Annotated in this window: 20 protein-coding genes; 8 read left to right on the top strand and 12 right to left on the bottom strand. The window is 57.7% G+C overall.

Translation table 11 applies throughout. From position 1 onward, the window contains the following. Both PEH01S_RS20355 and PEH01S_RS20350 read right to left on the bottom strand, forming a co-directional pair. Nucleotides 1-399, bottom strand: a 399-nt coding sequence (locus PEH01S_RS20355) for a GBS Bsp-like repeat-containing protein (RefSeq protein WP_174807150.1), incomplete at its 3' end; no start/stop codon positions are given. Nucleotides 400-607: 208 nt separating this feature from the next. Then, nucleotides 608-1,918 carry a homocysteine synthase gene (locus PEH01S_RS20350; protein WP_127487710.1) on the bottom strand — a complete coding sequence of 437 codons (1,311 nt, stop codon included), beginning with the start codon at nt 1,916-1,918 and terminating at the stop codon, nt 608-610. A 426-nt stretch (nt 1,919-2,344) separates the two neighbouring features. Between PEH01S_RS20350 and PEH01S_RS20345 the strand changes: the two genes are divergently transcribed. Continuing rightward, the gene (locus PEH01S_RS20345) at nt 2,345-2,890 is read left to right on the top strand and encodes an OsmC family protein (RefSeq protein WP_127487708.1); all 546 of its coding nucleotides are present in this window, start codon (nt 2,345-2,347) and stop codon (nt 2,888-2,890) included. Here PEH01S_RS20345 and PEH01S_RS20340 read toward each other — a convergent pair. The 7 genes from PEH01S_RS20340 to PEH01S_RS20310 form a co-directional block, all read right to left on the bottom strand. Next, nucleotides 2,887-3,135 (bottom strand): hypothetical protein, encoded by a 249-nt coding sequence (locus tag PEH01S_RS20340; RefSeq protein WP_127487706.1) that lies wholly within the window; start codon nt 3,133-3,135, stop codon nt 2,887-2,889. The genes PEH01S_RS20345 and PEH01S_RS20340 overlap by 4 nt on opposite strands. A gap of 141 nt (nt 3,136-3,276) precedes the next feature. After that, nucleotides 3,277-3,672 (bottom strand): DUF3139 domain-containing protein, encoded by a 396-nt coding sequence (locus tag PEH01S_RS20335; protein WP_025848011.1) that lies wholly within the window; start codon nt 3,670-3,672, stop codon nt 3,277-3,279. A 108-nt stretch (nt 3,673-3,780) separates the two neighbouring features. Continuing rightward, the gene (locus PEH01S_RS20330; RefSeq protein WP_127487704.1) at nt 3,781-5,397 is read right to left on the bottom strand and encodes an extracellular solute-binding protein; all 1,617 of its coding nucleotides are present in this window, start codon (nt 5,395-5,397) and stop codon (nt 3,781-3,783) included. A 39-nt stretch (nt 5,398-5,436) separates the two neighbouring features. Continuing rightward, nucleotides 5,437-6,306, bottom strand: a complete 870-nt coding sequence (locus PEH01S_RS20325) for a carbohydrate ABC transporter permease (protein WP_127487702.1) — start codon at nt 6,304-6,306, stop codon at nt 5,437-5,439. A gap of 37 nt (nt 6,307-6,343) precedes the next feature. After that, a complete protein-coding gene (locus PEH01S_RS20320; RefSeq protein WP_246063010.1) occupies nt 6,344-7,303 on the bottom strand; it encodes an ABC transporter permease in 960 nt (319 codons plus the stop codon). Nucleotides 7,304-7,481: 178 nt separating this feature from the next. Then, on the bottom strand, nt 7,482-9,704 hold the full coding sequence (locus PEH01S_RS20315; protein WP_127487700.1) for a helix-turn-helix domain-containing protein: 2,223 nt from the start codon (nt 9,702-9,704) through the stop codon (nt 7,482-7,484). 58 nt (nt 9,705-9,762) lie between these two features. Beyond that, on the bottom strand, nt 9,763-10,764 hold the full coding sequence (locus PEH01S_RS20310) for a LacI family DNA-binding transcriptional regulator (RefSeq protein WP_127487698.1): 1,002 nt from the start codon (nt 10,762-10,764) through the stop codon (nt 9,763-9,765). Between the two features lie 173 nt (nt 10,765-10,937). On the opposite strand from PEH01S_RS20310, the gene PEH01S_RS20305 reads away from it, so the two are divergent. Further along, nucleotides 10,938-13,346: a glycosyl hydrolase family 95 catalytic domain-containing protein gene (locus PEH01S_RS20305; protein ID WP_127487695.1), complete on the top strand. Its 2,409-nt coding sequence runs from the start codon at nt 10,938-10,940 to the stop codon at nt 13,344-13,346. Between the two features lie 74 nt (nt 13,347-13,420). Here PEH01S_RS20305 and PEH01S_RS20300 read toward each other — a convergent pair whose 3' ends face one another. Both PEH01S_RS20300 and PEH01S_RS20295 read right to left on the bottom strand, forming a co-directional pair. Beyond that, complete coding sequence (locus PEH01S_RS20300; protein ID WP_025848001.1) at nt 13,421-13,753, bottom strand: DUF1904 family protein; 333 nt, start codon at nt 13,751-13,753, stop codon at nt 13,421-13,423. A gap of 31 nt (nt 13,754-13,784) precedes the next feature. After that, entirely contained in the window at nt 13,785-15,068 is a 1,284-nt protein-coding gene (locus PEH01S_RS20295) for an MFS transporter (protein ID WP_127487693.1), read from the bottom strand. A 210-nt stretch (nt 15,069-15,278) separates the two neighbouring features. Between PEH01S_RS20295 and PEH01S_RS20290 the strand changes: the two genes are divergently transcribed. The 5 genes from PEH01S_RS20290 to PEH01S_RS20270 are packed head-to-tail and all read left to right on the top strand — an operon-like array spanning nt 15,279 to nt 22,152. Next, on the top strand, nt 15,279-16,514 hold the full coding sequence (locus PEH01S_RS20290; protein WP_127487691.1) for a DUF418 domain-containing protein: 1,236 nt from the start codon (nt 15,279-15,281) through the stop codon (nt 16,512-16,514). Nucleotides 16,515-16,532: 18 nt separating this feature from the next. Then, nucleotides 16,533-17,168, top strand: a complete 636-nt coding sequence (locus tag PEH01S_RS20285) for a TetR/AcrR family transcriptional regulator (RefSeq protein ID WP_275452142.1) — start codon at nt 16,533-16,535, stop codon at nt 17,166-17,168. A 39-nt stretch (nt 17,169-17,207) separates the two neighbouring features. Then, on the top strand, nt 17,208-18,713 hold the full coding sequence (locus tag PEH01S_RS20280) for an extracellular solute-binding protein (RefSeq protein WP_127487714.1): 1,506 nt from the start codon (nt 17,208-17,210) through the stop codon (nt 18,711-18,713). Further along, the gene (locus tag PEH01S_RS20275) at nt 18,713-20,557 is read left to right on the top strand and encodes a sensor histidine kinase (RefSeq protein ID WP_127487689.1); all 1,845 of its coding nucleotides are present in this window, start codon (nt 18,713-18,715) and stop codon (nt 20,555-20,557) included. The genes PEH01S_RS20280 and PEH01S_RS20275 overlap by 1 nt, the downstream gene beginning before the upstream one ends. Further along, entirely contained in the window at nt 20,554-22,152 is a 1,599-nt protein-coding gene (locus PEH01S_RS20270; protein ID WP_127487687.1) for a response regulator transcription factor, read from the top strand. The genes PEH01S_RS20275 and PEH01S_RS20270 overlap by 4 nt, the downstream gene beginning before the upstream one ends. An 84-nt stretch (nt 22,153-22,236) precedes the next feature. Here PEH01S_RS20270 and PEH01S_RS20265 read toward each other — a convergent pair whose 3' ends face one another. Next, a complete protein-coding gene (locus tag PEH01S_RS20265; RefSeq protein ID WP_025847988.1) occupies nt 22,237-23,283 on the bottom strand; it encodes a YrpD family protein in 1,047 nt (348 codons plus the stop codon). 287 nt (nt 23,284-23,570) lie between these two features. Between PEH01S_RS20265 and PEH01S_RS20260 the strand changes: the two genes are divergently transcribed. Continuing rightward, nucleotides 23,571-24,497, top strand: coding sequence for an ABC transporter permease (locus tag PEH01S_RS20260; RefSeq protein WP_127487685.1), 927 nt, complete (start codon nt 23,571-23,573; stop codon nt 24,495-24,497). Nucleotides 24,498-24,518: the final 21 nt, after the last annotated feature.

Raw genomic sequence — 24,518 nt, 5'->3', positions numbered from 1 at the left:
AATCACTTTCCATATTCCGCCCCCCACCTTTTCCCCTTGATGCCAAATTACATCGTCCTGACCATTGTTCTCCGTCCATGTCGGGAACTCTACCTGCGTAGCCTTTGGATCAACATTGAAAAGAACGATATCATAAGATGCATTCGAATAACTCGTTTCGGCAGGGTAATCAATCGCGTTGGCGGGGACCATTTTTTTATCCGTGATGTTTCCGTTCTTATCATATGTAAATGTCGCTTTATAGAACTTCCCGTTATCTTTTGAGTAAATATTCAGCAGTTTCGAATCCTTGTAATCATAGTAAGTTTCGGCCCTTGTTAATTCAGGAAATAAAAAAATAGCAAGTAAAACCATTGCAATGAGCACAAAATGTTGAAAAGATATCGTACTTCTTTGCACCGCGCCGTTGATCTCCTTCCGTAAAGTAAAATGTACAAAAATATTTCATCGGTATAAGTCGTATGTCGAAAGATGTAACTATTGGACCATATGTACGTATTATAATAGGATGTTACCTAGAAAGCATTGACTGTTTTTGTCGAATTTTGTCATAAAAAATCCGCAACACGAGCAAATACCTCGCATTGCGGATTTTCATCTCTTACCGTTAAACCGACACCCGGCTTTCCGCCTGACTCGCTTGCAGCGCCTGCTCCAGGTCGGCTAAAATATCGTCGATCGCTTCCGTGCCGACGGACAAACGGACCAGGCCCGGGGTAACGCCTGCGGCAAGCTGCTCCTCCCCGGAGAGCTGCTGGTGGGTCGTGCTGGCCGGATGAATGATCAGCGATTTGGAATCGCCGACGTTGGCGAGATGGGAGAACAGCTTCACGGCGTTGATCAGCTTTTTGCCTGCTTCGACGCCTCCCTTAACCTCGAACGTGAGAATCGCGCCCTGGCCCTTGAGCAAATATTTGCGGGCCAGCGCGTAGGACGGATGGCTTTCCAGCCCCGGGTATTGTACCGAATCGACCGCCTCGTGCTTCTCCAGGAAGCGGGCGACTTTGAGCGCGTTGGCGCTGTGGCGCTCCATCCGCAGGTGGAGCGTCTCAAGCCCCTGCAGCAGCAGGAACGCATTGAATGGCGACAGCGTTGCCCCGAGATCCCGCAGCAGCTGCACTCTGGCTTTGATGATATAAGCGATCGGCCCTACCGCTTCGGTAAAAACGAGGCCGTGATAGCTCGGGTCAGGCTGCGTCAGTCCCGGGAACTTGTCGTTCGCGGTCCAATCGAACTTGCCGCTGTCGACGATAACGCCCCCGATCGATGTGCCGTGACCGCCGATAAATTTCGTGGCCGAATGGACCACGATATCTGCGCCGAATTCGATCGGCTTCAGCAGGTAAGGGCTCGGAAACGTATTGTCCACGATAAGCGGAATACCGTTCTCGTGAGCGATGCGGGCCACCGCTTCGATATCCAGCACGTCCCCTTTCGGATTGCCGATCGTCTCGGCGTACAGCGCTTTCGTCTGCGGCGTAATGGCGGCGCGGAAGTTTTCCGGGTCGGACGGATCGACGAACTTCACTTGAATGCCCAGCTTCGGCAGCGTGGAGGCGAACAGGTTGTACGTGCCGCCGTACAAGCTGGTGGCCGAGACAATCTCGTCTCCGGCGGAGGCAATGTTCAGGATCGAGTACGTGATCGCCGCTTGCCCGGAAGCCGTCGCCAGCGCAGCAGCCCCGCCCTCCAGCGCAGCAACGCGCTTCTCGAAGACGTCGGTGGTCGGATTCATGATCCGCGTGTAGACGTTGCCGAACTCTTTCAAGGCGAACAAGTCCGCTGCGTGCTCCGTATCCCGGAAGCCGTACGAAGTCGTCTGGTACAGCGGGACCGCACGGGAGAACGTCGTCGGATCGATTTCCTGCCCGGCGTGAACCGCCAAAGTTTCGGGTTGCCATTGATTTTCGTTAGCCATCGTTTTCATCCTCCAAGGTTGGGTAAGGTTGGGTAAGGTTGGGTAGAATGCAAAAAAAGAGACACAACGACCCGCGCAATTGCGATCCTAAATGCGGGTTCGTCATGCCTCCGGCAGTCCGGTAGACAAATTCCGATAGGTTTAATATGCTTTTGGTGTTGGTGCTATTTTAACAGGCAGCTCTTGCCAGCGTCAACTTAAAAATTTCGGTTGGACCCTTTAAAATTTTTCGAGTTGCTTCCTCCGCCATTTGATGCTACATTTTAGTAAATCACCTTGATTTTGTAACAACAAATCATTCCAACCAGCCCACCATGCCCTTGGAGGCTCCATGTATTCGACCGTACCCGGAAACGTGACTTGGCCGAATAATGATGGAGTCTTTTTATTTGGGAATCAAATTCAATCGTATGGGAGTGATGAACGATGTCCACCTTGAACGAATATCTCGTTCAAAAACGGGAAGCGAGCCTGCAGCGCAACGAGCAGGCTTTGAAACAGCCGGAAACCGCCAGGCAGGCGATCAAAGCGAATGTGCGAGCCGCCGGGCGAAGCGGGGTGCGCGAAATCCGCATCCGCGATTTTCAGATCATTAGCGACAGTCCGCCGGACTTTGCCGGGTACAATCTCGGACCGTCTTCGCCGGAGCTTCAGCTCGGCGTGCTCGGCAGTTGCTTGACGCACATCACCTTGATTCAAGCCGCCGAACGGGGCGTATCCTTGGAGTCGTTAGAGGTGGAAGTGACCGGGGAGCAGCATGTCTTGGCCGGGCAGCCCGGCTTCGAGCATATCCCGATTTACCCGCATAACATCCGGTATAAGCTGCACATTGTCTCGTCGGAATCGGAGCAGACGATCGCCGAGCTTCATGAGGCGGTGGAACGGGTATGTCCGATTTTTCACCTGCTGAAAAATCCCCAGGAGGTCGAAGGCGTCGTCATCCATACGGTTCCGGAGAAGGCGCAAAGCTAGTCTCTTTCTAAAAAAAGCGGCGCCCCGCGAGCATGCTGCGCACATGCCGGGACGCCGCTTCTTATGCTATCCAACTGCTTCTTAATTTGCAATTTGGACCAGTAATTCTTGCACTGCGGGCACACCGCCTGCACGCCCGTCCCGTTCAGCCGGGCCAGCAAAATGCGGGTGCGGATTCTCAGCGTCCCGTCCCCCAGCTCATCCACCATAACCCGATTGCACTTGTGACAATTGATCAATACCATTGCTCAGGTTCCTCCTCTCGTCCTCCTCCTTCGCCGAGTCGCGCTGTCCGATTGTTGTCCGGAGTCCCCTTCATCATGCCATATTTGATGTTAATTAATTCTAAATTTTACAGATAGCCCGCGATATGCATAGGTTTACCGTTAAGGAACCGGCGAAAAGCGATGCTTGTGCTTAAAGGGTTCGTCCGGTTTGCTTGCGCCTTCGGCTAAAATATGCGTGAGGACGAATACTTCCTTGGCGTTTTTATCGTAAACATAAACGACATCCGGCTCGTCTTTGTAAGTCACCTTTACATAATAATCTTTTACTTTGACATCGTAGTGTCCCGAGATTTGTTGAACGGACGCTTGAGACAATTGCTCCTTCGATGAAAGCTCTTGCAAAAATTGCTGCCGGATATTGAGCCTTTCCGCTTCCTCCCCTTGCGAATTAAGCGCGTCGGCGGCACGCCGACCCAGGTAATCATACATAAACAAGATGAGAATTACGGTCGCAATGGATACGCACATGGCGGTAATCAATGCTTTAGGTTTCATAAGAACATACCACCTATATAGCTTGGTTACACTTATCATACTGTATTTTCCTGTAAAATGGTAGACAAAAAGACCCCAGGAGCATCCTCCCAAGGCCCATCGCGCAGATTACTTAAACTCGTACAGCTTATCCTTCAGCAGCGCCGTGTCTTTGTTCTCCGCATACCACTTGGCATACCAGTCGTCAACCTGCTTGCCTCCGGCCTGCTCCCACGTGCTCTTCGCTTCCGCCATCGCTTGCTCCGGCGTATACGAAGGGCCGCTGACAATGGCCTTGATCCACAGATCGTTGATGATCTTGTCCGTGTTCGTCGAGATGAGCTGCAGGTCCTGCGGCAGCGTCGGCATATGCTCCGGGTTCGTGATGTCGGCGATCGGACGCTCCGGCGTCAAGTATGCCTCATCGGCCATTTTTAACAGGTCGTAATATTCCTTCTCGGTCTTGTTGTCCAGATTCAGCGTTTCCGCGTATTTGCCGCACTTCCCTTCCAGCACCGGGGAGTACAGCATCCGGTAGTCGCTCGCATAAGTCACTTCCTTCGCCTTGTCCTTGTCGACAAAAGCGGGACAGCCGTTCTTGCCCGTCGTATAGTGCGTGCCTTCGATGCCGTAGCCCAGCGTCTTCCCGGCTTGCTCGGAGGAGATGAAGTCCACGTATTTCATGATCGCCTCCGGGTTTTTGGCCTGCGCGTTCACCATTGCGGTAAGCTGCACCGGGTTGTTGATGATCGGGCTGAACTGGCCGTACGGCCCCTTCGGCAGCGGAATGACGATTACCTCGGCGGAAGGATTGTTTTTCTTCAGCGACTCGTATACCTGCAGCCAGCCGGGACCGCCCGTCTGTCCGCCCCACATGCCGAGCTTCCCGTTCACCCAGTCCTGCTGCGCCTTCTGTCCGGCTTTATCCGTCAAATAATCCTTATCGACGATGCCTTCGTCATAGAGCCGCTTCTTGAACGCCGTCGCCGCCTTGGCCCGCTCCCAGTCATGGATGAGCTTGCCGTCCTCCACGACCCATTTCGAGTTCTGGAACATCGCATTCAGCACCTGATTCGTAATATAGGCAAGCGACGTGCCGTACGTGTCGGCTTTCCCGTTGCCATCCGGGTCTTTCTCCTTGAACGCCTTGAGCACCTCGAACAGCTCGTCGGTCGTCTTCGGCACCGGCAGGTTCAGCTTCTTCAACCAGTCCGCGCGCATATAGAGCGCGTGGTTCGTCTGAAGGCCGTTGACTTTGCCGAACGCATACATTTTGCCGTCGGGCATCTTCGCCACCGTCTTGAGCACCGGATACTTTTCAAGCAGCGCCTTGTACGTCGTGCTGTACTTCTCGATCATGTCGTCCACGGGCATCAGCTGCTTCTGCGCGTACAGCTGGCTCCGCAGCACGGAGGAAAATTCGAACACCAGGTCCGGCGCGCTGCCCGACACGAACAGCGTTGTCAGCTTCTGCGTCGCTTCGTTGCGCGGAATGGCGACGAACGTGACGTTGGCCGGGCCGTTCGCGTTGATCCAATCGGTCCAGCGGTTTTTCTCAATCGTGCCTTCGTTCTGGGGAACGGCCCCCCGGTCGTAAATCGTCGCGGACAGCTCCGGCTTCTTCCCGTTCCCGGCCCCTCCGCTGCCTCCGGCTCCCGGCGAGGCGCAGCCCGCCATGACGACCGTTGCCGCCAATCCGAACGCCGCTCCGGCGCTCCACCGCTTCTTTCCTCTGCGTGTACTCATTTTTGCCAGCCCCCTTTTCTTATGTTCCCCTCTGCACCGCTAGCCTTTCACCGCACCGATCATGACGCCCTTGATAAAATACTTTTGCATAAACGGATACACCAGCAGCAAAGGCAGCACCATGACGATGATGCCCGCCGTCTTGATCCCCTCCGGGGTAATGAAAGCCTGCATGTCGCTGGCGTTCATCTCCTGCATCAGCGACTGGCTTTGGATCATCTGCTGCACCAGCACCGTCAGGTTGAACTTGCTCGTCTGGTTAATATACATCAGCACCTGGAAGAACGAGTTCCAATACCCGACTGCGTAAAAAATCGACAGCGTCGCAATCACCGGCACGGACAGCGGCAGCACGATCCGCAGCAAATAGCGCCATTCCCCGCAGCCGTCCATCCGGGCCGCATCGTCCAGCTCGTCAGGGATGCCTTCGAAATACGTCCGCATGATCAGCATGTTGAACGTGCTGACGAGACCCGGCAGCCAGATTGCGCCGTATGTATTGATCAGGCCGAGCTGCTTCAGCAGCAGGTAGCCCGGAATCAAGCCCCCGCTGAACAGCATCGTAAACACGATCGCCAGCGTCCAAAAACGCCGCATGTAAAAATAGCGCCGGGACAGCGGATAAGCGGCCATCGTCGTGAAGATCATACTCAGCGCAACGCCGACGACGGTCAGCTCGACGCTGTTTGTGAAAGCGCTCACGATTTTCGAGCCGCGAAGCAGCAGGCCGTACGATTCCAGCGTCCAGCCTTGCGGCCACAAGGCCACGGCGCCGGACATAACGGCATGCGGTTCGCTGAACGAAACCGATACGATATGCAGCAGCGGCAGCAGACAGCTCAGTCCGGCAATCAACAGCAGCAGCGCGTTGACGGCCAGGAACCATTTTTCTCCGGTCGTAGGTTTCATAGCCTTACAGCCTCCTCCATCTAAAATACAGTTGCCGTTACCATAGTCCCCGGTTAAACCGCCGGGCAATCGCATTCGAAGTGACCACCAGCACCAGCCCGACCGCCGATTCGAACAAGCCCATCGCGCTCGTCAGGCTGAACTCCCCCTTCTGGATGCCGAGCGTGTAAATATACGTGCTGATGACTTCGGATACGTCGGCGACGACGGAGTTTTGCAGCGTGTACACGGGGTCGAACCCGACCTCCATCACCTTGCCCATCGCCAAGATCAGCATCAGCACCACGGTCGGCGAGATGCCGGGCAGCGTCACATGCCAGATGCGCCGCCATTTGCTTGCGCCGTCGATGCTGGCCGCTTCGTACAGGCTCGGGTCGATCGTCGACAGCGCCGCCAAATAAATGATCGCGCTGAAGCCCGCTTCCTTCCAAATGCCCGAGCCGATGAAGATCGCCACCCATGACGTCTCGTTGTACAAGAAAGGAAACGGCTGCCCGAACCACTGGGCGATCCAATGATTGATCACGCCCGACTGCTGGGAAAAAAACGTCACGACGATGCCGCCCACGATGACCCACGATAAGAAGTGCGGCAAAAACACGAGCGTCTGCACGGACTTTTTGAACCATGCCTTCTTCACTTCGTTCAGCATAATCGCCAGCAGGATCGGGAACGGAAACCCGGCAACAATATGCAGCAGGCTGAGCATCAACGTATTGCGGATAATGAGCAGCGACTTCGGATTGTTGAACAGCAGCTGGAAGTTTTTCAGGCCGACCCACGGGCTCCCCCAGATGCCGTCGGCGAAGTTGTAGCTTTTGAAAGCGATAACAACTCCGGCCATCGGAATGTACTTGAACACGACGTAGAACGCGATGACCGGGAGAAACATAAGAAGAAGCGGGACATTGCGTCTGAACGTTCGGCTGCGCCGCAGCCGTGCGACCTGTTTGCTGCGCTCCAGCGAGATCGGCGCGGGATGCATGGATTGTTCCATCGATTCACCTCGGCTTTCGTGTAGTGAAACGAATGTACCCCGGCCGGGCGCTGCGGCACAATGGACAGTATTCTTCGAGGTCGCGTTTTTCCGCCGAACGGGCGAAAATGCCGATGCTTCGGGGAGGAGGACATTTTTCCGTGCGCCGGTCATTTTTCAGTTTTGGCGCTGCCGGCCGCTATTTTTTGCGGAATTCCCCGGGCGTCACCCCGGTTGCTTTCTTGAACACGCGCAAAAACGACCGGACGCTCGGATACCCGACCCGGGCCCCGATGTCCTGCACCGTCTCCTCCGTTTCCGTCAGCAGCCGCTTCGCCTCCTTGATCCGCAGCTCCGATACGTAATCGAGAAAATTTACGCCGAAGGCTTCCTTGAACATTTGGCTCAAATACTTCGGACTGACATTCAACTCGCCGCCCAAAAAAGTCAGGGACAAATTCGGGTTCGCATACTGCTCGTGAATGCAGTCCTTCATCCGCAGCATGAGCGTATGGTTCGTGCGCGCCGTTCTCAGCGCCTCCATCCGCCGGGCGCTTGCGGTGAGAATGACGGCGAACCTTTCCCGCCACTCGTCCAGCGTATCCGACTGCCCGATCGCCCGGTGCAGCTCCGGCAGCGTCTCGTCGTTCCACAGCCGGCCGAATTCCGGCGGAAGCTCCGTCATTTCGCGCTGCAGATGATAGATCAGCGAGTGCAGAACGGCCGACACGTCGTCCGCGGAAAACAACCCTTCCTTCAGCTCGGCAAACAGCCGGTTCATCTCCGCTTCCCATCCGGCTTCCCCGGCGCGGAACCGCTGCGCGATCGATCGCATAAGCTGCAAATGCTTGTACACCTCGCCCTGCGTCTTCGCCTGGATGCTTGACGCATCAATAATCCGGTCGGTTCCGAGCGCCGATTTGTATTTGAGCGCCTCCAACGCTTCGGCATGCGAGCCCGGAAGCTCGTCCAGCCGCAGCGCCAGCGTGCCGAGCCCCACCGTGACCGTAAACGACAAATGCTGGTTCGTCCACTGCTTCACGTTCTCGAACATGCTCGCCGCCGCCCCTGTATCCTCCGCCTCCGGCGGCAGATGCAGCAGCACGCTCAGCTCCCGGTTCGAGGTCCATTCCATCCAAGCCGGAAGGCCGGACTGCTGCGCAATTTCGGCGATGACGCTGCTCAGCGCGAATTTAAGCAAATATTGATCGCGCCGGCTGTACCGGCTGCACAGCTCGGCATATTTATCGATTTCGACCACGGCCATCGCCAATGCCGCGGTCCGCTCCGGCATGCCGAAGCGGCGCATTTCCGCTTGAAACCGTTCATCCGTCACCGGGCTGCCGCCCTCCAGCAGCTCCAGAAAAAAGTTGCGCTTGCGAAAAATAAGGTCTTCCTCATGCAGCTTCCGGTAGCTGATCGTCCGCTCCACCAGATCGTCGAGCGCCGTCTCGATGAACCGGAACTCATCCTGATCCGGGAGGCCCCGACTGCCTGCAAAAGCACTGTTCCGCTGCGAAGCGTAAGCGTCGATCCGATCCAGAATGGAGCGGATCGGCCGGTAATTGCGGCGGGTGACGAGCACGATCCAGACGGCCCCGGCCGCGACCAGCCCCACATGAAGCAGAGACCACAGCGACGTATACGAAAACCCGGCAAACGCCGAACGGTTCCTCTGCAGACCGCTTTCGACGGTCCACCCCGTATACTCCGACGTGACCGAGGCCAGCACCGCCGCCCCGTCTTCCCGGGATGACGCCAGCGTCCGGCGGCCTCCGTCCAGCAAGCGGACGAAGCTGACATCGGACTCGGTCATTTCCTTGATAGCGCTTGCAATAGCGGACGTGCGGACATTGACGACGACGATTCCCTTCTCCCCGCCAAGCAGCGGCACTTTGCGTACCTGCGACACGACGGTGACCGGCTGTCCCTGATCGTCGAATTCCCTGTACGACCGGGCGTCCGTCCAGCGGCTTCCGCCGGTCCCGTTCAGCGCTTCACGGATGAATTCCCGGTCCCCGAACTGCTCGATGCCCGCCATCAGATTCGGGCTGAGCACCGTCCGGTCGGAGGCACGCACCAAATAAATCGAATCGATAAACGGCGTATTGACGATGATTTCCCGAAGCTTGCCGGACGTTTCGTACAGGTCCAGCGCCGTTCGCTCCGAGTCCCGGCCGTTGTAGAAGCCCGCCAGCTTCTCGTTCGTCTGAATCTCCTTGATCAGCTGCCGGTCGACCGCCCGCATCGTCTGGTCGACAAGCTGCAGTACATGCCGGGCAAACACCTGATTGGCGCGGACGGCTTCCTTCTTGGCCAGCTCGCCCGCGGAAAAGACGGAGAGAAGAATCAAGGCGGCGGCCACCGACAAAAAGACGGGCAAATACGACAGCAGCAGCCGTTGAAACCAGTTTCTGCGCAAGCGTCACAGCTCCTTCCCGGTGATGAACTGCGGTATCCGGAAACACCGTACCGTCCGGCTACAACTGTCGGGTCGACCGGCGGACGTTCAGCTTGCCCGGCAGCACGATTTCCTGCGCGCCCAGCTCCGGGTCGCGCCACTGCCGGAACAACAGCTCCACGGCCATGCTCCCCATCAGCTTGCCGGACTGATTGACCGACGTAAAAAAGCCGGCATACCCTTCCGGCAGCGCCGCATACGTGTCGTCGAACGTGACAACGCTGAGCTCCTCGGGAATGCGCAGCCGAAGCTCGTTCGCAACCCCGATAAGCACCCCCAGTTGCCCGGGATCGGCCGCATAGACCGCCGTCGGCCGGTCCTCGCTCCGCAGCAGAGCGCGCAGCTCCGTCTCCACCGCAACGCCGCTCTCCACCAGCACCTCATAGCTTGGCGGCAGCTGGAGCTCCTGCTCCGTCAGCGCGAAGCGGTAGCCCTTCACCCGCTCCCGGTGCGTATAATGCCGGTTCGGTGAAAGCAGAGCGATGCGCCGATGGCCGAGCGAGAGCAGATGGTTCATCAGCGCGACGGAGCCCATGAAGTTGTCTCCTCGTACCAAATGCGCCTCCACGCCTTCCAGCTTCTGGTCGACGAGCACCATCGGAATGCCGCTTGCCGCCAGCAGCTCCGCATGCTCACGGTTCTTTTGATCGCCGCTGAGCACGATGATTCCTTCCACGCCGCGGTTGATCATCTTCGTCGTCAGCGCGACCTCCCGGCCCCCGTAGGAATTGCCGATCAGAATCATATAGTCCTGCTCGAACGCCTTCTCCTCGGCCCCGGCCATAATATCGATGCCGAACGAATGGCTCGCAATGTGCTTGCCGAACGGCAGAATCAAGCCGATCATCGCGCTGCCGTCCGGCGAGCGCTTCAGCTCCTCCGCATGAAAATGCAGCTCGCGCATCGCCTCCTGCACCTTCTGCCGGGCCGCGGGCGATACGGTGCCGCTGTTGTTAATGACCCGGGATACGGTCGATTTGGATACGCCCGCCCGTTTGGCTACCTCGTCCAATCTGGACATTGCCACTCCCCCTCTGCTGAACTCTATTTCGTAAATTATGCAGTTGCATGTTCTATCGCTTTCGTTGTATTATAGCATAAAAATCCAGAAACGTTGCAGAAACGTTGCAGATAATTCATTTTTTTGCATCAGCCCTATGCCTGTGCCGTGAGCCCGAAGGAGGACGAAAGACGATGAAGACAAGCACAACCCGGCTTCACCCGGATGGTACCGCTTACCGAAAGCATGTGATGAAAATGGCCAAACCGGCCGTCCGCTGGCAGGACGCGCTGCCGTCCGGCAACGGAACGCTGGGCGCGCTCGTGTACGGCAATATTCAGGAGGACACGATTCTCGTCAATCACGAAGCGTTATGGTACGGGGCCAAGACGAAGGAGCTGCCGGACCTGTCCGTTCACCTGCCCGAGCTGCGGGCGCTGCTCGATGCGGGGCGCTATGCGGAAGCGAACCGGCTGTATCCCGGCCGGATGCGCGAAGCCGGCTACTTCGCGAACACCGCCATGTATCAACCCGGCTTCGACCTGAAGGTGTTCCTGGAGCCTGCGGAAGGGTTCAAGGCCTACGAACGGACGCTCGATATGGAGACGGGCGAGATTGCCGTCGGCTGGAACGAAGGCGATGTCCGTCTCACGAAGCGGCTGTTCGTCTCGCGCACCGACGAAGCGGTCGTGCTGTCCGTGCGCAGCTCGGCGCCGGGCACGCTCCGGGCGGCGCTGGAGCTGACGGTGCACGACCCGGAGGCGGCGGCGGAGCGCGGCTTCTCGCACAACCGGTTCGTGCGGGACGATGTGCTGTGCGCGATCGGCAAGTATGCCGAGGCGCTGGAACCATACGGCGCCGCCGCACGGGTCGTCGTTCACGGCGGACGCCGCTATGTGCGGGAGCAGCGGCTGCAGGTAGAAGACGCCGACGCGGTTACGGTGCTGCTCCGCATCGACCCGAAGCTCGGCGGACCGGGCGCACTGGACCCGCTCACGAGCGGGTTGAGCGAGCTGCCGGCGGACTATGCGCTGCTGTTCGAGCGCCATGCGGCCGAGCACCGCGCGCTGTTTCTCCGCGCCGAGCTGGATTTACGCGTGTCCGAAGGCGCGGACGCCGGCAACGAGCAACTGCTGCTCGACGCCTACAGCGGCACCGTCCCGACGGCGCTCATCGAGCGCATGTACGACTACGGCCGCTACCTGCTGCTCTCCAGCTCCAGACCCGGCGGGCTGCCCGCCAATCTGCAGGGCGTCTGGAACGGCGATTACGCGCCGGCGTGGAGCAGCGCTTTTTTCAACAACGAGAATATCCAGATGAACTATTGGCAGGCACTGCCGGGCCATATGGCGGAGACGGCGCTGCCGTTCTTCGACCTCTTCGAGTCGCTGCTGGACGACATGCGCACGAACGCCCGCAAGTGGTACGGATGCCGGGGCATTCTCAGCCCGCTGTTCGCTTCCCCGGACTCCGGCTTGAAGAAAAACCTGCAGCCACACGTCGTCTATTTTTCCGCCGGCGCGGGCTGGCTGGCGCAGCATTTTTACGATTACTGGCTGTTTACCGGAGACCGGGCGTTTCTGGAGCGGCGGGCCGTACCGTTTCTGAAGGAGTGCGCGTTGTTCTATGAGGACTTCTTCGTGGAAGACGAGAACGGGCGTTACAAGTCCTACCCGTCCAATTCGCCGGAAAACTGCGCCAACGGCGCGTTCGAGGGCAGCGGCACGGTGGCGGTCTGCATCAACGCGACGATGGATTTTGCCGTCGCCAAGGAAGTGCTGACGCATCTGTGCGAAGCGTGCGAGGAGCTCGGGATCGAAGCGGAATCGCTGCCGAAGTGGCGGGCAATGCTCAGCAAGCTTCCGGCGTATCAAGTGAACGAAGACGGCGCGCTCAAGGAATGGATGCACCCGGATTTCGAAGACAATTACCATCACCGGCATTTGTCGCACCTGTACCCGCTGTTCCCGGGATACGAAATTACGCCGGGAAGCGAGCCGGAGCTGTTCGAGGCGTGCCGGAAGGCGGTGGAGAAGCGGCTGGTGATCGGGCTTCAGGATCAAACCGGCTGGTCGCTCGCCCATATGGCCAATCTGTACGCGCGCCTCGGGGACGGGAACCGGGCGCTGGAATGTCTTGAGCTCTTGAGCCGTTCCTGCCTCGGCGACAATCTGTTCACGTACCACAACGATTGGCGGCGTCAGGGGATCAGCATTGCAGGCAAGCGCGCGCCGTTCCAAATCGACGCGAATTTCGGCTGGACCGCCGCCATGCAGGAGATGCTGCTCTTCTCCGCCCCCGGCGTCATCAAGCTGCTGCCCGCACTGCCGGACGCATGGCGCGAAGGCCGGTTCCGCGGGCTCCGCTGCCGGGGAGGCGCGGAGGTGTCGATGGCTTGGAGCTTGGCGGAAGGAACCGCCGAGGTGTCCTTCGTTTCGGCGCGGGCGCAGACGGTGGAGGTGGAATTTCCCTTTGCGCTGCAAGAGGCGGCAGGCGAGGTCAGCTTGTCCGAAGCGCCGGATAAAACGGCCCGGCACCGCATCGTGCATCTGCCTGCGGGACGGACGGTGACGCTTAAGCTAAGGTTTGCAAAAAACGAGTAGTTCCGTTGGATAGGAGCTGCGCATCAAAAAGGCTGGCCCCTGTAGAAAACGATAGGGTCAGCCTTGTTATCCCATTATTCGAAAAAGCGCTCCCCATTCAAATAATAGCTGTCTTGCCGATACGCTATGAACGCCGTCTCCACCTCAGGGATGCCCAACGATAAAACATGACGGGCAATCGCTTGCGCGAACCGGTCCCTCACCTCCTGTCCCCGCTCGAACCATGCTACCTCGATGAACGGATAAGATTCCACTTCGTTTCCTTGAAAGACGGCCGTCGTATGCAAGCACTCGATCATGAAATTGTCGGTGCCGCAGCCGCAAATGGCCGCCAATTCCTCCACCAAAGCCGTGCTGATCTCTTTGAGCTGTTCTACCGGTATCCCTCTAACCACGATATGCGGCATGAAAATTTCCCTTCCTTTGTTCGAAATTGGTTTAAACCGGTTTGGATACGACTGTTCCCGGCACCGTCGACCGGCCGTTCGCTTTCTCCAACGCCGGCATCACGGAACGAAGCATCAGCAGCCCGGCCATCCCGGTCATGAAAATAATAAGCGCCATCCCCCAGCCCGGCAGCATGCCTCCAAGTATAATGTTGATTCCGCTAAGCATCATGCCTCCCCGGTAGGCCATGCCGTTAATCGCCATATAAGAGCTGCGCGCGTGGTCCGGCACGATGTTTACCAGAAGCGCCTGGCTGAGCGGGACGTAAATCAGCTCGCCGACGGTCGCGGCGAACATTACCAGCACGAGCAGCGCCGGCTGGTTGCTGCAGGCGAGAAAGCTGTATCCGGCGACGTTGAGCAGAAGCCCTGCGTACATGATCCGCGAATCCGAGCGCTGCTTGATCAGCGCCCCGATCACAAGCGACAGCAGAACGACCAGCAGCGTATTCTCGGTCCGCAGCACCCCCAGCATTTGCATACCGTCGATCTGCCAGTCGGTCCATGGCAGCCACGGCGTCAACCGCATTTCTTTTTCCAGACGAATCCCGATGTAGTTGACTAAATTAATTTCCACGGAGAGAAGCAGCATAAAGGCGCCGACATAGACCATAAACACTTTGTCCCGCAGCACCTGCCGGTAATTGGCCCACAGCTTGCCTTTCGTCGGCTCCGCCGCCCCGGTTGGCCCGCCATCGGGCCGCTTCCAGGCTTCGGTGATGAAAATCCAGGTGACGGCGAAGGAAACGAACGTCATAAGCCCGACGGCGAGGAACAGCTCGAACAAGTAATCCGCGAACAGAAACGCTCCGATCATTCCCGCTGCGGCCATGGACAGATTGTTGGTCCAATACGTAATCCGGTACATCGCCTGGCGGGCATGCGGCTCGGTCACATCGATCAACATCGCCTCCATGGCGGGCTTGTGCAGTCCCCAGCTCGCGCTGACGACAACCGTCATGGCGAGCGTCGCGACCGGCGATTGGCACCACGGCGAGTTGGCGGCAGCCATGACCAGGTATGCTGCGGCGGTCGCCGCTTCGGAGATCAGCATCATGCGCTTGCGTCCGACCCGGTCCGCATAATAGCCGCCCAGTGTGGCGCAGACAAGCCCCACCACGATATTGAGGATCGCCACGAGACCTGCGGCCGTCGCCCCCAGCGTTTTGGCAAAATAAACGGACATGAACGGCACGACCATGCTGCCGAGCGCCCCGGTCAAAAAGCTCATAATAATACGAAGTTTAACATTTGGATGGAAATCCTGAAATCTCATTGCGCACTCCTTGATGACGGAAAATAAATAAAACGTATTTGAATAGGATATCCTTGGAAATCGGGCCGGTCAAGGGAACGTTTAGTTTAGGATCATTGTCCACCATAGGAATATAGATCATAACGCTTGCTTTTATTTCCAAACGCATATAAAATTTACTTACCGGTCGGTAAACAAAAGTTAAATTTCAATGTATGGAGGTAGATCCATGTGAATCCCCTTCAGGATCGTCAAGGCCAAACCGTCCCGCTCCCTGCGGCGACGCAGCAAGCCGATCGCATTCAAGAGCTCGACCTGATCCGCGGCATCGCGCTGCTCGGCATCTTGATCGTCAACATGCAGGTTTTCTCTTACCCGGTCATCTACGTATCGGAGCTCAAACTGAACTGGTGGGAGGGAATGTGGGATCGCATGGCGGAAGCATTCATTGCTTTCGTAGCCCAGGACAAGTCCCGCCCGATGTTTTCGTTCTTATTCGGCCTGGGCTTTATGATTTTCGTGCAGCGCGCCGAGCAGAAGGGCGGCCGCCCCCTTGCTCTCTTTGCAAGAAGACTGCTGGTGCTGCTCGGCATCGGACTGATTCACGCGTATTTCATTTGGTTCGGCGATATTCTGGTCACGTATGCGGTGCTCGGCTTCTTCCTGATCTTCTTCCGCGGCCGGGCGCCCCGGACGCTGCTGCGGTGGGCCTGCGGACTGCTGCTGGTCCCGGCAGTTCTGTTGACGGCGGCAGGCCTGCTTGAGGGGCCCGGAATATTCGGGGACCCGCAGCTCAAAGCAGCGGCCCCGGCGCTGATCGAACAGTCCTTGCAGGCTTACGGCCAAGGGAGCTGGAAGGATATCTTCGCTCAAAATTCGTTCGATTGGCAGATTGCGTTGGCGGGCTATTTGACCCTCTCTCCGGTGCTCTTCGCCATGTTCCTGCTCGGGGCCTATGCCGGCAAAACCGGCGTTTTCCAGCATGTTGCCGAGCACCGGAAACGAGTGCAAAAGGTATGGATCGGAAGCCTCGCCCTCGGCTTGCCTCTCCTGCTGCCGGCCCTGATGTTCGAGAAGAGCGAGCCTGCTTACAAATTTGTGGAATTTATCGGCCTTTGGCTCACCGGCCCCGTCATGAGCCTGTTCTATATCTGCTCCATCCTCCTGCTGGCGCAAATTCCGCTCTGGCGGCGGCTGCTGGCTCCGCTGCAGGCAGTCGGCCGCATGGCGGCCACCAACTATCTCGGCCAATCCGTCGTCTGCACGTGGATTTTTTACAGCTACGGACTGGGCTTGTACGGACAGGTCGGACCGGCGGGCGGGCTTGCGATCGCCGCAGCCGTGTTTGGCGCGCAAGTTCTGTTCAGCAACCTGTGGCTGAAGCGTTACCGTTTCGGACCTGTGGAATGGATCTGGCGGACGTTGACCTACGGCCGAATGTCGCCCATCCGAAAAGGAGGGTTTTAACATGAAGATGCAGAAGTATTGGGAAATGGGAATTTTCGGGCATGCTACGACAAAACGATTGACGGAGTGATTGTTATCAACGAAACCTACGCCAAAATTTTGGAAACCGCCTACCGGCTGTTCGCGGAGCACGGGTTTGACAAAACAAGCCTGTCCATGATCGCCAAAGAAGTGGGAATCTCCAAGCCTGCGATCTACTACCACTTTGCTTCCAAAGATATGCTGATCGACGTTCTCTTCGATGAAATCACGAAGGAAATCGATTTTTCGAAATCCTTTTCCATCCGGGACTATACAAAAGAGAACTTCGAAGCAAAGCTGCTGGCGGACGGCTGCCGCATGATCGAGGAGCAGCGGCAGGACGAATATTTCCCCCGCATCCTGAACGAATACCTGATCCGGGGCTCCCGCAACGAGCCGAAATACGAGCAGCGGTTCCATGCGGTAACCGAAGGGTTCGCCAGCGGGTTCGAGGAGCTGCTGACGCACGGCGCGAAGCTTGGCGTCGTCCCGGGCGAGCGGATTACGGCCAAAGCGCATATGCTCACCATGGTCATCGACAACATCGGCAACTTTATGATGATCGGCTTCAAATTCAACTATGAGGACATCTGGCAAGAGGCGGTCAAAAGCGTGCTTCGGAGCGAGGGGTAAGCTGGCTTGCAAGCCAAACCACCTTTTCCAAAGGAGTTGATGGCATTGAAGGCGAAACGGATGCATTGCTTCGTGCAGCTCGCATCCATCCTTGGCATCGTCGGATTGACTTCATGTTACCGGGCCGGCCATCCGGAAGCCGTCCCGCCGGAGCCGGTCTCCGTCGTTCTGAACAGCCTGGGATTTACGTTCCCGGCGGGCTTGAACGAGAACCGTAATCCGTATCTCGACTACATCAAGGAGCGGACGAATCTGGATATCCGCGTCATTGTGCCGCCTTCCGAAGGATACGAGGTGAAGCTGAACGCGCTCATGGCATCCGGCAATCCCCCGGACATGCTGAGCTTGTTCAGTGACGTCTGGGTTGCCAATTATGCCAAGAGCGGCGTCCTCCAGCCCCTGAACGATTGGATCGACCGCTACGGTCCCGCGCTGAAGGCGGGCATCCCCCAGGAGGCATGGGATAAAGTCACGTTCAACGGTAAAATCTACGCGGTTCCCAGTGTCAACGAAGTACGCGGCACCGAGCTGATGTACGCGCGGAAGGATTGGCTGGACAAGCTCGGCCTGAAGCCGCCGCAAACGTTGGAGCAATACTACGAGGTCATTCGGGCGTTCGCCCGGAACGACCCCGACGGCAACGGCAAGGACGATACGCTCGGACTGCCCCTGATGGAAAATTTGGGGCGCTCCTCCCCTTTCTTCGGGGCGTTCGGCGTCCAGCTCGGCCAATGGACGGAACGGGACGGCAAGCTGGTCTACGCGGACATTTTGCCCGAAACGAAGGAAGCGCTTACTTTCCTCCACCGCCTGTACTCGGAGCGGCTCCTCGATCCCGAATTTCCGATCAACAAAAACCGGAACCTCGATCAAAAGGTCGCCTCCGGCCACGTCGGGCTGTTCTCGGCGACCTGGTACGATACGCGCGGACCAATAGAGCTAAACCGGAAAAACGACCCGCAGGCTGATTGGATTCCCCTCGATTATCCTGTGGGACCTGCGGGCCGCAAGGGCACCTACGAGACTTCGTTGATCCGCCAGTATCAGGTCGTTCCTGCCCATAGCCGGCAGGCCGGGGCCGTCATCCGAATGCTGAACTTCATCGCCGGGGAGGGCAACCGCGAGCTGAAGCTCGGCTTCCGGAACCAGGTCTGGAGCCGGCAGGACGGGCGCATCGTGACCAACTTCGCGGAGCATGACAAGCATCTGTACCGGGGCATGTACTCCTCGCTTGCCGATGTCCCTACCCCTGCCTTGTTGAAGGAGCGGCTCGATTCGCTCGGCTCCCGCTTCCAGCTGTATTCGAACATTCAGACGGTCGAGCGGAATATCATTCGCAACGAATTCCAGGGGCCCCCTACCCCCGCGATGGAAAAGCACAAGAAGAAGCTGTCCGCGCTCCGCGACGTATTCGTCAAGATGGTGGTCGGCGTCATTCCTTTGGACCGCTTCGAGTCGTACGCCGATTGGTGGAGGCGGGAGGGCGGCGACGAGATTACGAAGGAAGTCAACGAGTGGTATCAAAAGCAGCAGGAGGTGCGTTGATGCGGCTGTGGTCTTGGTTGTACAAGCGGTATTCGGAAAAAATCCAGCTTCGCCTTACCGTGTATTTCGTCCTCGTGCTGGTCCCTCTCGTCATCGTCAGTCTGTTCGTCAACTTCCGTTCCCAGCGCATCCTGCTGGAGCAAACCGAGGAGCGGACCAAGGGCGCGCTGACCTCTTCGATGGATTATATCGAAGTCACGCTGCAAAATGTCGAGCAAATCTCCACGCTGGCCGCTACGAACAACAACATTGTGAGGCTGCTGAACGAGACGGGACCGGAGTTGACGGCGCAATCGTATATCAACTTTGCCGATGTCCTGAAGGAGCTTTCCAGCATCACCTCGATCAGCCCGATGGTCTCCCAAATCTCGCTATACCACGCTTCCTCCCGGATGCTGCTGAACGCCACTAACGGAGGCAAGCAGATCGAGCATCCGCTTCAGGTGCTGCGGCTGCAGGAGCTTGCCGAGGCCGGAGGCACCGCCATTACCTACGTCATGCCCGACATGGAGTTTCCGGAACGGCAGACGTTCGGCTCCGTCATGGGTACGGACAGTATTACGCTGGTCCGTACGATGGACCTCAACAACCCGGACCGCAAGCCGAATCTGCTCATGATTACTCTGAACAAAGACAAGCTGCTCGATTTGCTCGTGTCGCTGCTGCCGTCGCCTCAAGCGCAAATCGCCCTTTATAACGATAAGGGGCACCTGGTAACGGGAACGGAAAGCGCCGACCGGACGCGGACCAGCGCGGACGAAGCCAGCGGAAGCGGGTCCGAAATTTCGACGAAGGTCGACTCGGCCTACTACAAATGGTCTCTCGTGCTGTCCCAGCCGAAGGAAGAATTGTACCGGGAAACGAATCAAAACCGGATGTATACCTACATTATTATCGGAATCAGTTTCGTACTCGCTTGCCTTATTTCATGGGGGGTGTACAGCGGCATCGCTTCACCCGTGCAGCGTCTGCTGAAAGGAATGAAGCGGGTCGGAAGCGGCAACTTTAACGTCCGTCTGGAGAACAACCGGGCCGACGAGCTCGGTTACTTGACCCGGGCCTTCAACAAGATGGTCGAAGACCAGCGTCATCTGATCGAAAATTACTACGAGCAGCAGCTGCAGCTGGCGAACACGGAGCTAAAATTTTTACAGTCGCAAATTAACCCGCACTTTCTCTACAACACGCTCGATTCGATTTATTGGACCGCCAAAAATTACGACGCCGACGAAATCAGCGAAATGGTGCTGAATTTATCGAACTTCTTCCGGCTCAGCCTGAGCAAAGGACGGGAAACGTTCACCGTGGAGGAAACGGTGACCCACCTGCACTACTACATCCGGGTGCAGCAGCTCCGCTTTCTCGATTCGTTCATGGTCAGCTACGAGCTGGCCGAGGAATGCAAGAACGTCCCCGTGCTGAAGCTGATTTTGCAGCCTTTGGTGGAAAATGCGATTCTTCACGGGCTGGAGAAGCGCCGAGACGGTCGTCTGCTCATCGCCGGCCGGATCGAAGACGGCTGTCTGATGCTGACCGTGCAGGACAATGGGACCGGCATCCCACCCGGACGGCTGGAGCATATCCGCAGCGAACTGGCCAAGCTGGCCGTTTCCGAATCGGGGACGCTGTCGTATAAGCAAAGCAATCCCAAGGACTTGTTCGGCCTGCGCAACGTCATGTCGCGCATTCTCATCGTTTACGGCAAACGGGCCGGGCTGCGACTATGCAGCGCCGAGGGCGAGGGGACGACGGCGACGCTGATTCTTCCGCTGGAGAAGTGCAAGGAGAATCACGAGCCGGAGCCGGCCCGCCCCGGGCTGCAGCAAGAGGTGAAGCTGACATGAACTTATTTATTGTCGAAGACGAGATCCGCCTGCGCAACAGCCTGATGCACCATATTCCATGGGAGGACCATGGTATCGAAGTGATCGGCACGGCGGAGAACGGGCTCGAAGCGCTGCTGCTCTTCGAACGCAAGAAGCCGGATATCGTGCTGCTGGATATCGAGATGCCGCAGATGGACGGCATCACGCTGGCCCGCAAGCTGCAGGAGTTGGACCCGCTGGTGAAGCTGATCGTCCTGAGCGGGCACGATAACTTTGAATTCGCTCAAGCCGCGATGGATGTCGGAGTGATGAAGTATTTGCTGAAGCCCGCCGGGGACGCCGAAATCCTGAAAGCCGTGCTGGAAGCGGCCGAACAGCTTCGGCAGGAGCTGGACCGGATCAGCAATCAGGCGATGCTGCAGGAGAAATGGCGGCAGCATCTGCCGCAGCTGCGCAACAGCTTCTTCCGGCGTTGGGCGGAAGGGGCTTACAGCCTGCGCGAAGCGATGCAGTACGGCAAAGACGTGCAGCTCGACCTGAAGCCGGACCGGCAGCTTGCGGTCGCCGTGCTCGATATGGACCCGCTCCCCGAAGAGGAAACCCGCTTCGGCCCGAACGACCGGCAGCTTCTCTTATTTTCTCTTCACAGCATCGTAAGCGAGCTGCTTCAACCGTCCGGGCATTGCAGCTTTACCGATCCGGAAGGCCGTACCGTCATCCTGTTCGATGCGGGCCCGGGAGAGGACCCGAACGGCGTTCTGCTGCATGCGCACACGACCGTGACCCGGCTGCTCGGCAAGGTGAAGGAATGTTTGAAGCTTACGGCGAGCGCGGGCATCTGCGGGACGACCGGGGGGCCGGAGGAGCTGCACAAGCTGTACGCGCAAGCCGGCAAAGCTTTGCTGTGCCGCAAGGTGTACGGACGGGATATCGCGATTCCGTACCGGGAGGAGCCGGAAGGAACCTCCGCGCTGACGCTGCAGCCGACCCTGGAGAAGGGGCTTGAGATCGCGCTGGAAACAGGTGATCCGGTGAAGGCGGAGGAGCTCGCTTCCGCGCTGTGGGCGGAAGGAATGGGCCGGGCCGGGTCCGTGGACGACGTGCACGAGCATGTGCTCTATTTCGTCAGCCTGCTGACCCGGACGATCCAGCGCCAAGGCTGGCGGGTCAAGGAAGTGACCGGGGAGGACTACGTATTCTTCCAGAATCCGCTGCAGCTGGCGACGAAAGAACAGATTCAGGCATGGCTGAACCGCACGGTCCGCCATATTGCCGCCTACGTGCAGAACCAACGCCAATGCGTCAGCCATTATACGGTCCGGGCGATCCTGGACATCGTCGAGAAGGAGCTGGACTCCGAGCTCACCCTGCATACGGTCGCGGACCGGCTGTATGTCAATTCGTCCTATCTCAGCAGACTGTTCAAGCAGGAGACCGGGAAGCCGTTCTCCACGTACGTGCTGGAGCGCAAGATGGAAGCCGCCAAAGCCGCGCTGCTCAAAGGCGCCAAGGTGTACGACGCCGCCATGCTGACCGGGTACCGGGACGTGAGCTATTTTACGAAGGTATTCCGCAAATATTGGGGCGTCACGCCGGGGGAGATGAAGCCCTGAAGCCGGGACCGGCCGCCGGAACGAAAAAAATCGAACAAGCCGCAGGTAAGGACTTGTTCGATTCGATTCCGCACAAATCAAGCGTTATCTGGTAACGGTAATCGTCGCGCTGTTTCCGGAAACGTCGACGGTCGCATAATCCTCCACATCTTTGACCGGATTTCGCGCCGTGCCATCCACATTCACGTTTTTAAATTGGGCATAGCTCCTTCCCGTCACGCTTTCGGAGCCGGCAATGGTCGCCAGCATTTTCCACCTGGTCACGCTGGAGACATTGACATTCGCCACCTCCAGAACCGACGTGAGGTACGTATCCGCTTGGGAAGAGCACGTCATGTCGGAGCAAATGGCATAGCCGCTCATCGAGAGACGCACGCTGCCGTTCAGATTCCGGTAAGCGGTAAGGTTTACATCCGAACCGGGCTTATAGCCGTTCTTGTACTGCACCTGATTATAAGGCGACACAAACGTGCCGTATGTCTTGGAGCCTTTAAATACGGCCATCACAGGCAGCCATTTATGATTATTGTACGCATTGCTGTACTGCAAGCCCATATCGGTTTCTACCGCTTGGCTGCCGGAGGTTCCGGTAAAGCCCGCATAAGTGTAGGTTGCTCCCGAAGGCGCGCCGGTAAGCTGGCTCGGCGTCGCCAACCGCACCGTCGTGTTGAGGTACGAGCCGTTCGTATTGACAACCGCCCTGCCCCCGATGCCGCCCGGAAGGTTGCCGGCCAACATCCGCTGACCCGCATCGCTCCCCGCTTCCGAAGCTGCGACTTCGTAGACGTAGACCTTCTCCTTCGCCTGAACGGGGCTTTTCTCATAGAAATAGGCGGTGTTCCCGTCGATCAGCGTGTAATCGACCGTATGCTCAGCCGCAGCCGTGCTTCGCTGCAAGCCCTGGGCTTGTACGCTCTCCCTGCCCGCCTGGCGCGCCTTGGCCAGCACCTCGTCGATTTTCGCAGCCGTCGCCGTTTTCGTAAAGTCCGTCACTTCCGCTCCGCTCATTTCGATCGACGCCGATTCGCCTCCGCTTGTCGCGCGCCCTGTCGCATCGCTCGCGCTTATCGCGGTCGGGAACACCGTCATCACGGCTGCCGCCACGGCCAATAAAACGAACTTTTTCTTCATCACTAACCACTCTCCTTAGGTTTAAAATAGGATTGCTCCTTTAGTCTACAAGAAGCACATTCATCCACATATAGTAATTTAATTACTTTATTTGGTATATTTATGACAACCTGCAATAGCGCAGGTCCGCTGCCGTCGGCATTCAACCAAAAACAATCAAACTACCAAAAAAGGTCATCGCCCTCGTCTACCCTCCCGGGCCTCCCCCCGTTACACTGAAATCAAGCTTCCAAATCAAGCTTCCCCGCACCGCAAACCGTCGTTGAACCAAGGAGGTGCCGCACCGCGTGCGAACCGGCAAAATCAAACGGACCCGGCTTTGGGCCGATGTCCGCAAAGACTGGGACTTGTACGCCGCGCTTATTCCCGGCCTGCTGTTTCTGTTGTTGTTCAAATATACGCCGATGTACGGCATCGTCATCGCGTTCAAGGACTTCAACATCTTCGACGGCATGAGCGCCAGCCCATGGGTCGGCTTCAAGCATTTTGAAAAGCTGCTGACCTCCTCCGGCTTCCTGCAAGTGTTCCGCAATACGCTGCTCATTTCCGTATACAAAATCGTTTTTTTATTCCCGCTCCCGATTATCGTCGCCATTCTGATGAACGAGCTGAAGCATATGCTGTTCAAGCGCACCATTCAGACGATTATCTATCTGCCGCACTTTTTGTCCTGGGTGATCGTCAGCGGGCTGTTCATTGATTTGCTGTCGGTCAACGGAGGGGTCGTGAACCGGTGGATCGTCGCACTCGGCGGGGAGCCGGTGAAGTTTTTCCTGGACGGCGAGGCTTTCCGCTCCGTGCTCGTCGCATCCGCCGGCTGGAAGGAGGTCGGCTGGAGCACGATCGTCTACTTGGCCGCCTTGACCGGCATCGATCCGCAGCTTTACGAAGCGGCCAAAATCGACGGGGCGAACAAATGGAAGCAGACGCTGCACATTACGCTGCCGGGCCTTGTGCCGATCATCCTGCTCATGTTCATTTTGCGGCTCGGATCGATACTGGAGGCGGGAACCGAGCAGATTCTCGTCATGTACAACCCGAGCGTGTATCACGTGGCCGATGTCATCGGCACGTACGTTTACCGGATCGGCCTCGGGGAGCAGGATTACAGCTTCTCCACGGCGGTCGGCTTGTTCGAATCCGTCATCGCCTTCGTGCTGATCGTTACCGGCAACGGGCTGGCGCGAAAATATTTGAAGCGCGGCATCTGGTAAAAGGAGGGGCCTCATGTTCAA

Origin of the sequence: Paenibacillus ehimensis NBRC 15659 (assembly GCF_004000785.1) — a bacterium.
GTDB lineage: Bacteria > Bacillota > Bacilli > Paenibacillales > NBRC-103111 > Paenibacillus_G > Paenibacillus_G ehimensis.
Note: the sequence above shows the minus strand (reverse complement) of the source record. Positions and strands in the feature narration are given on the sequence as shown.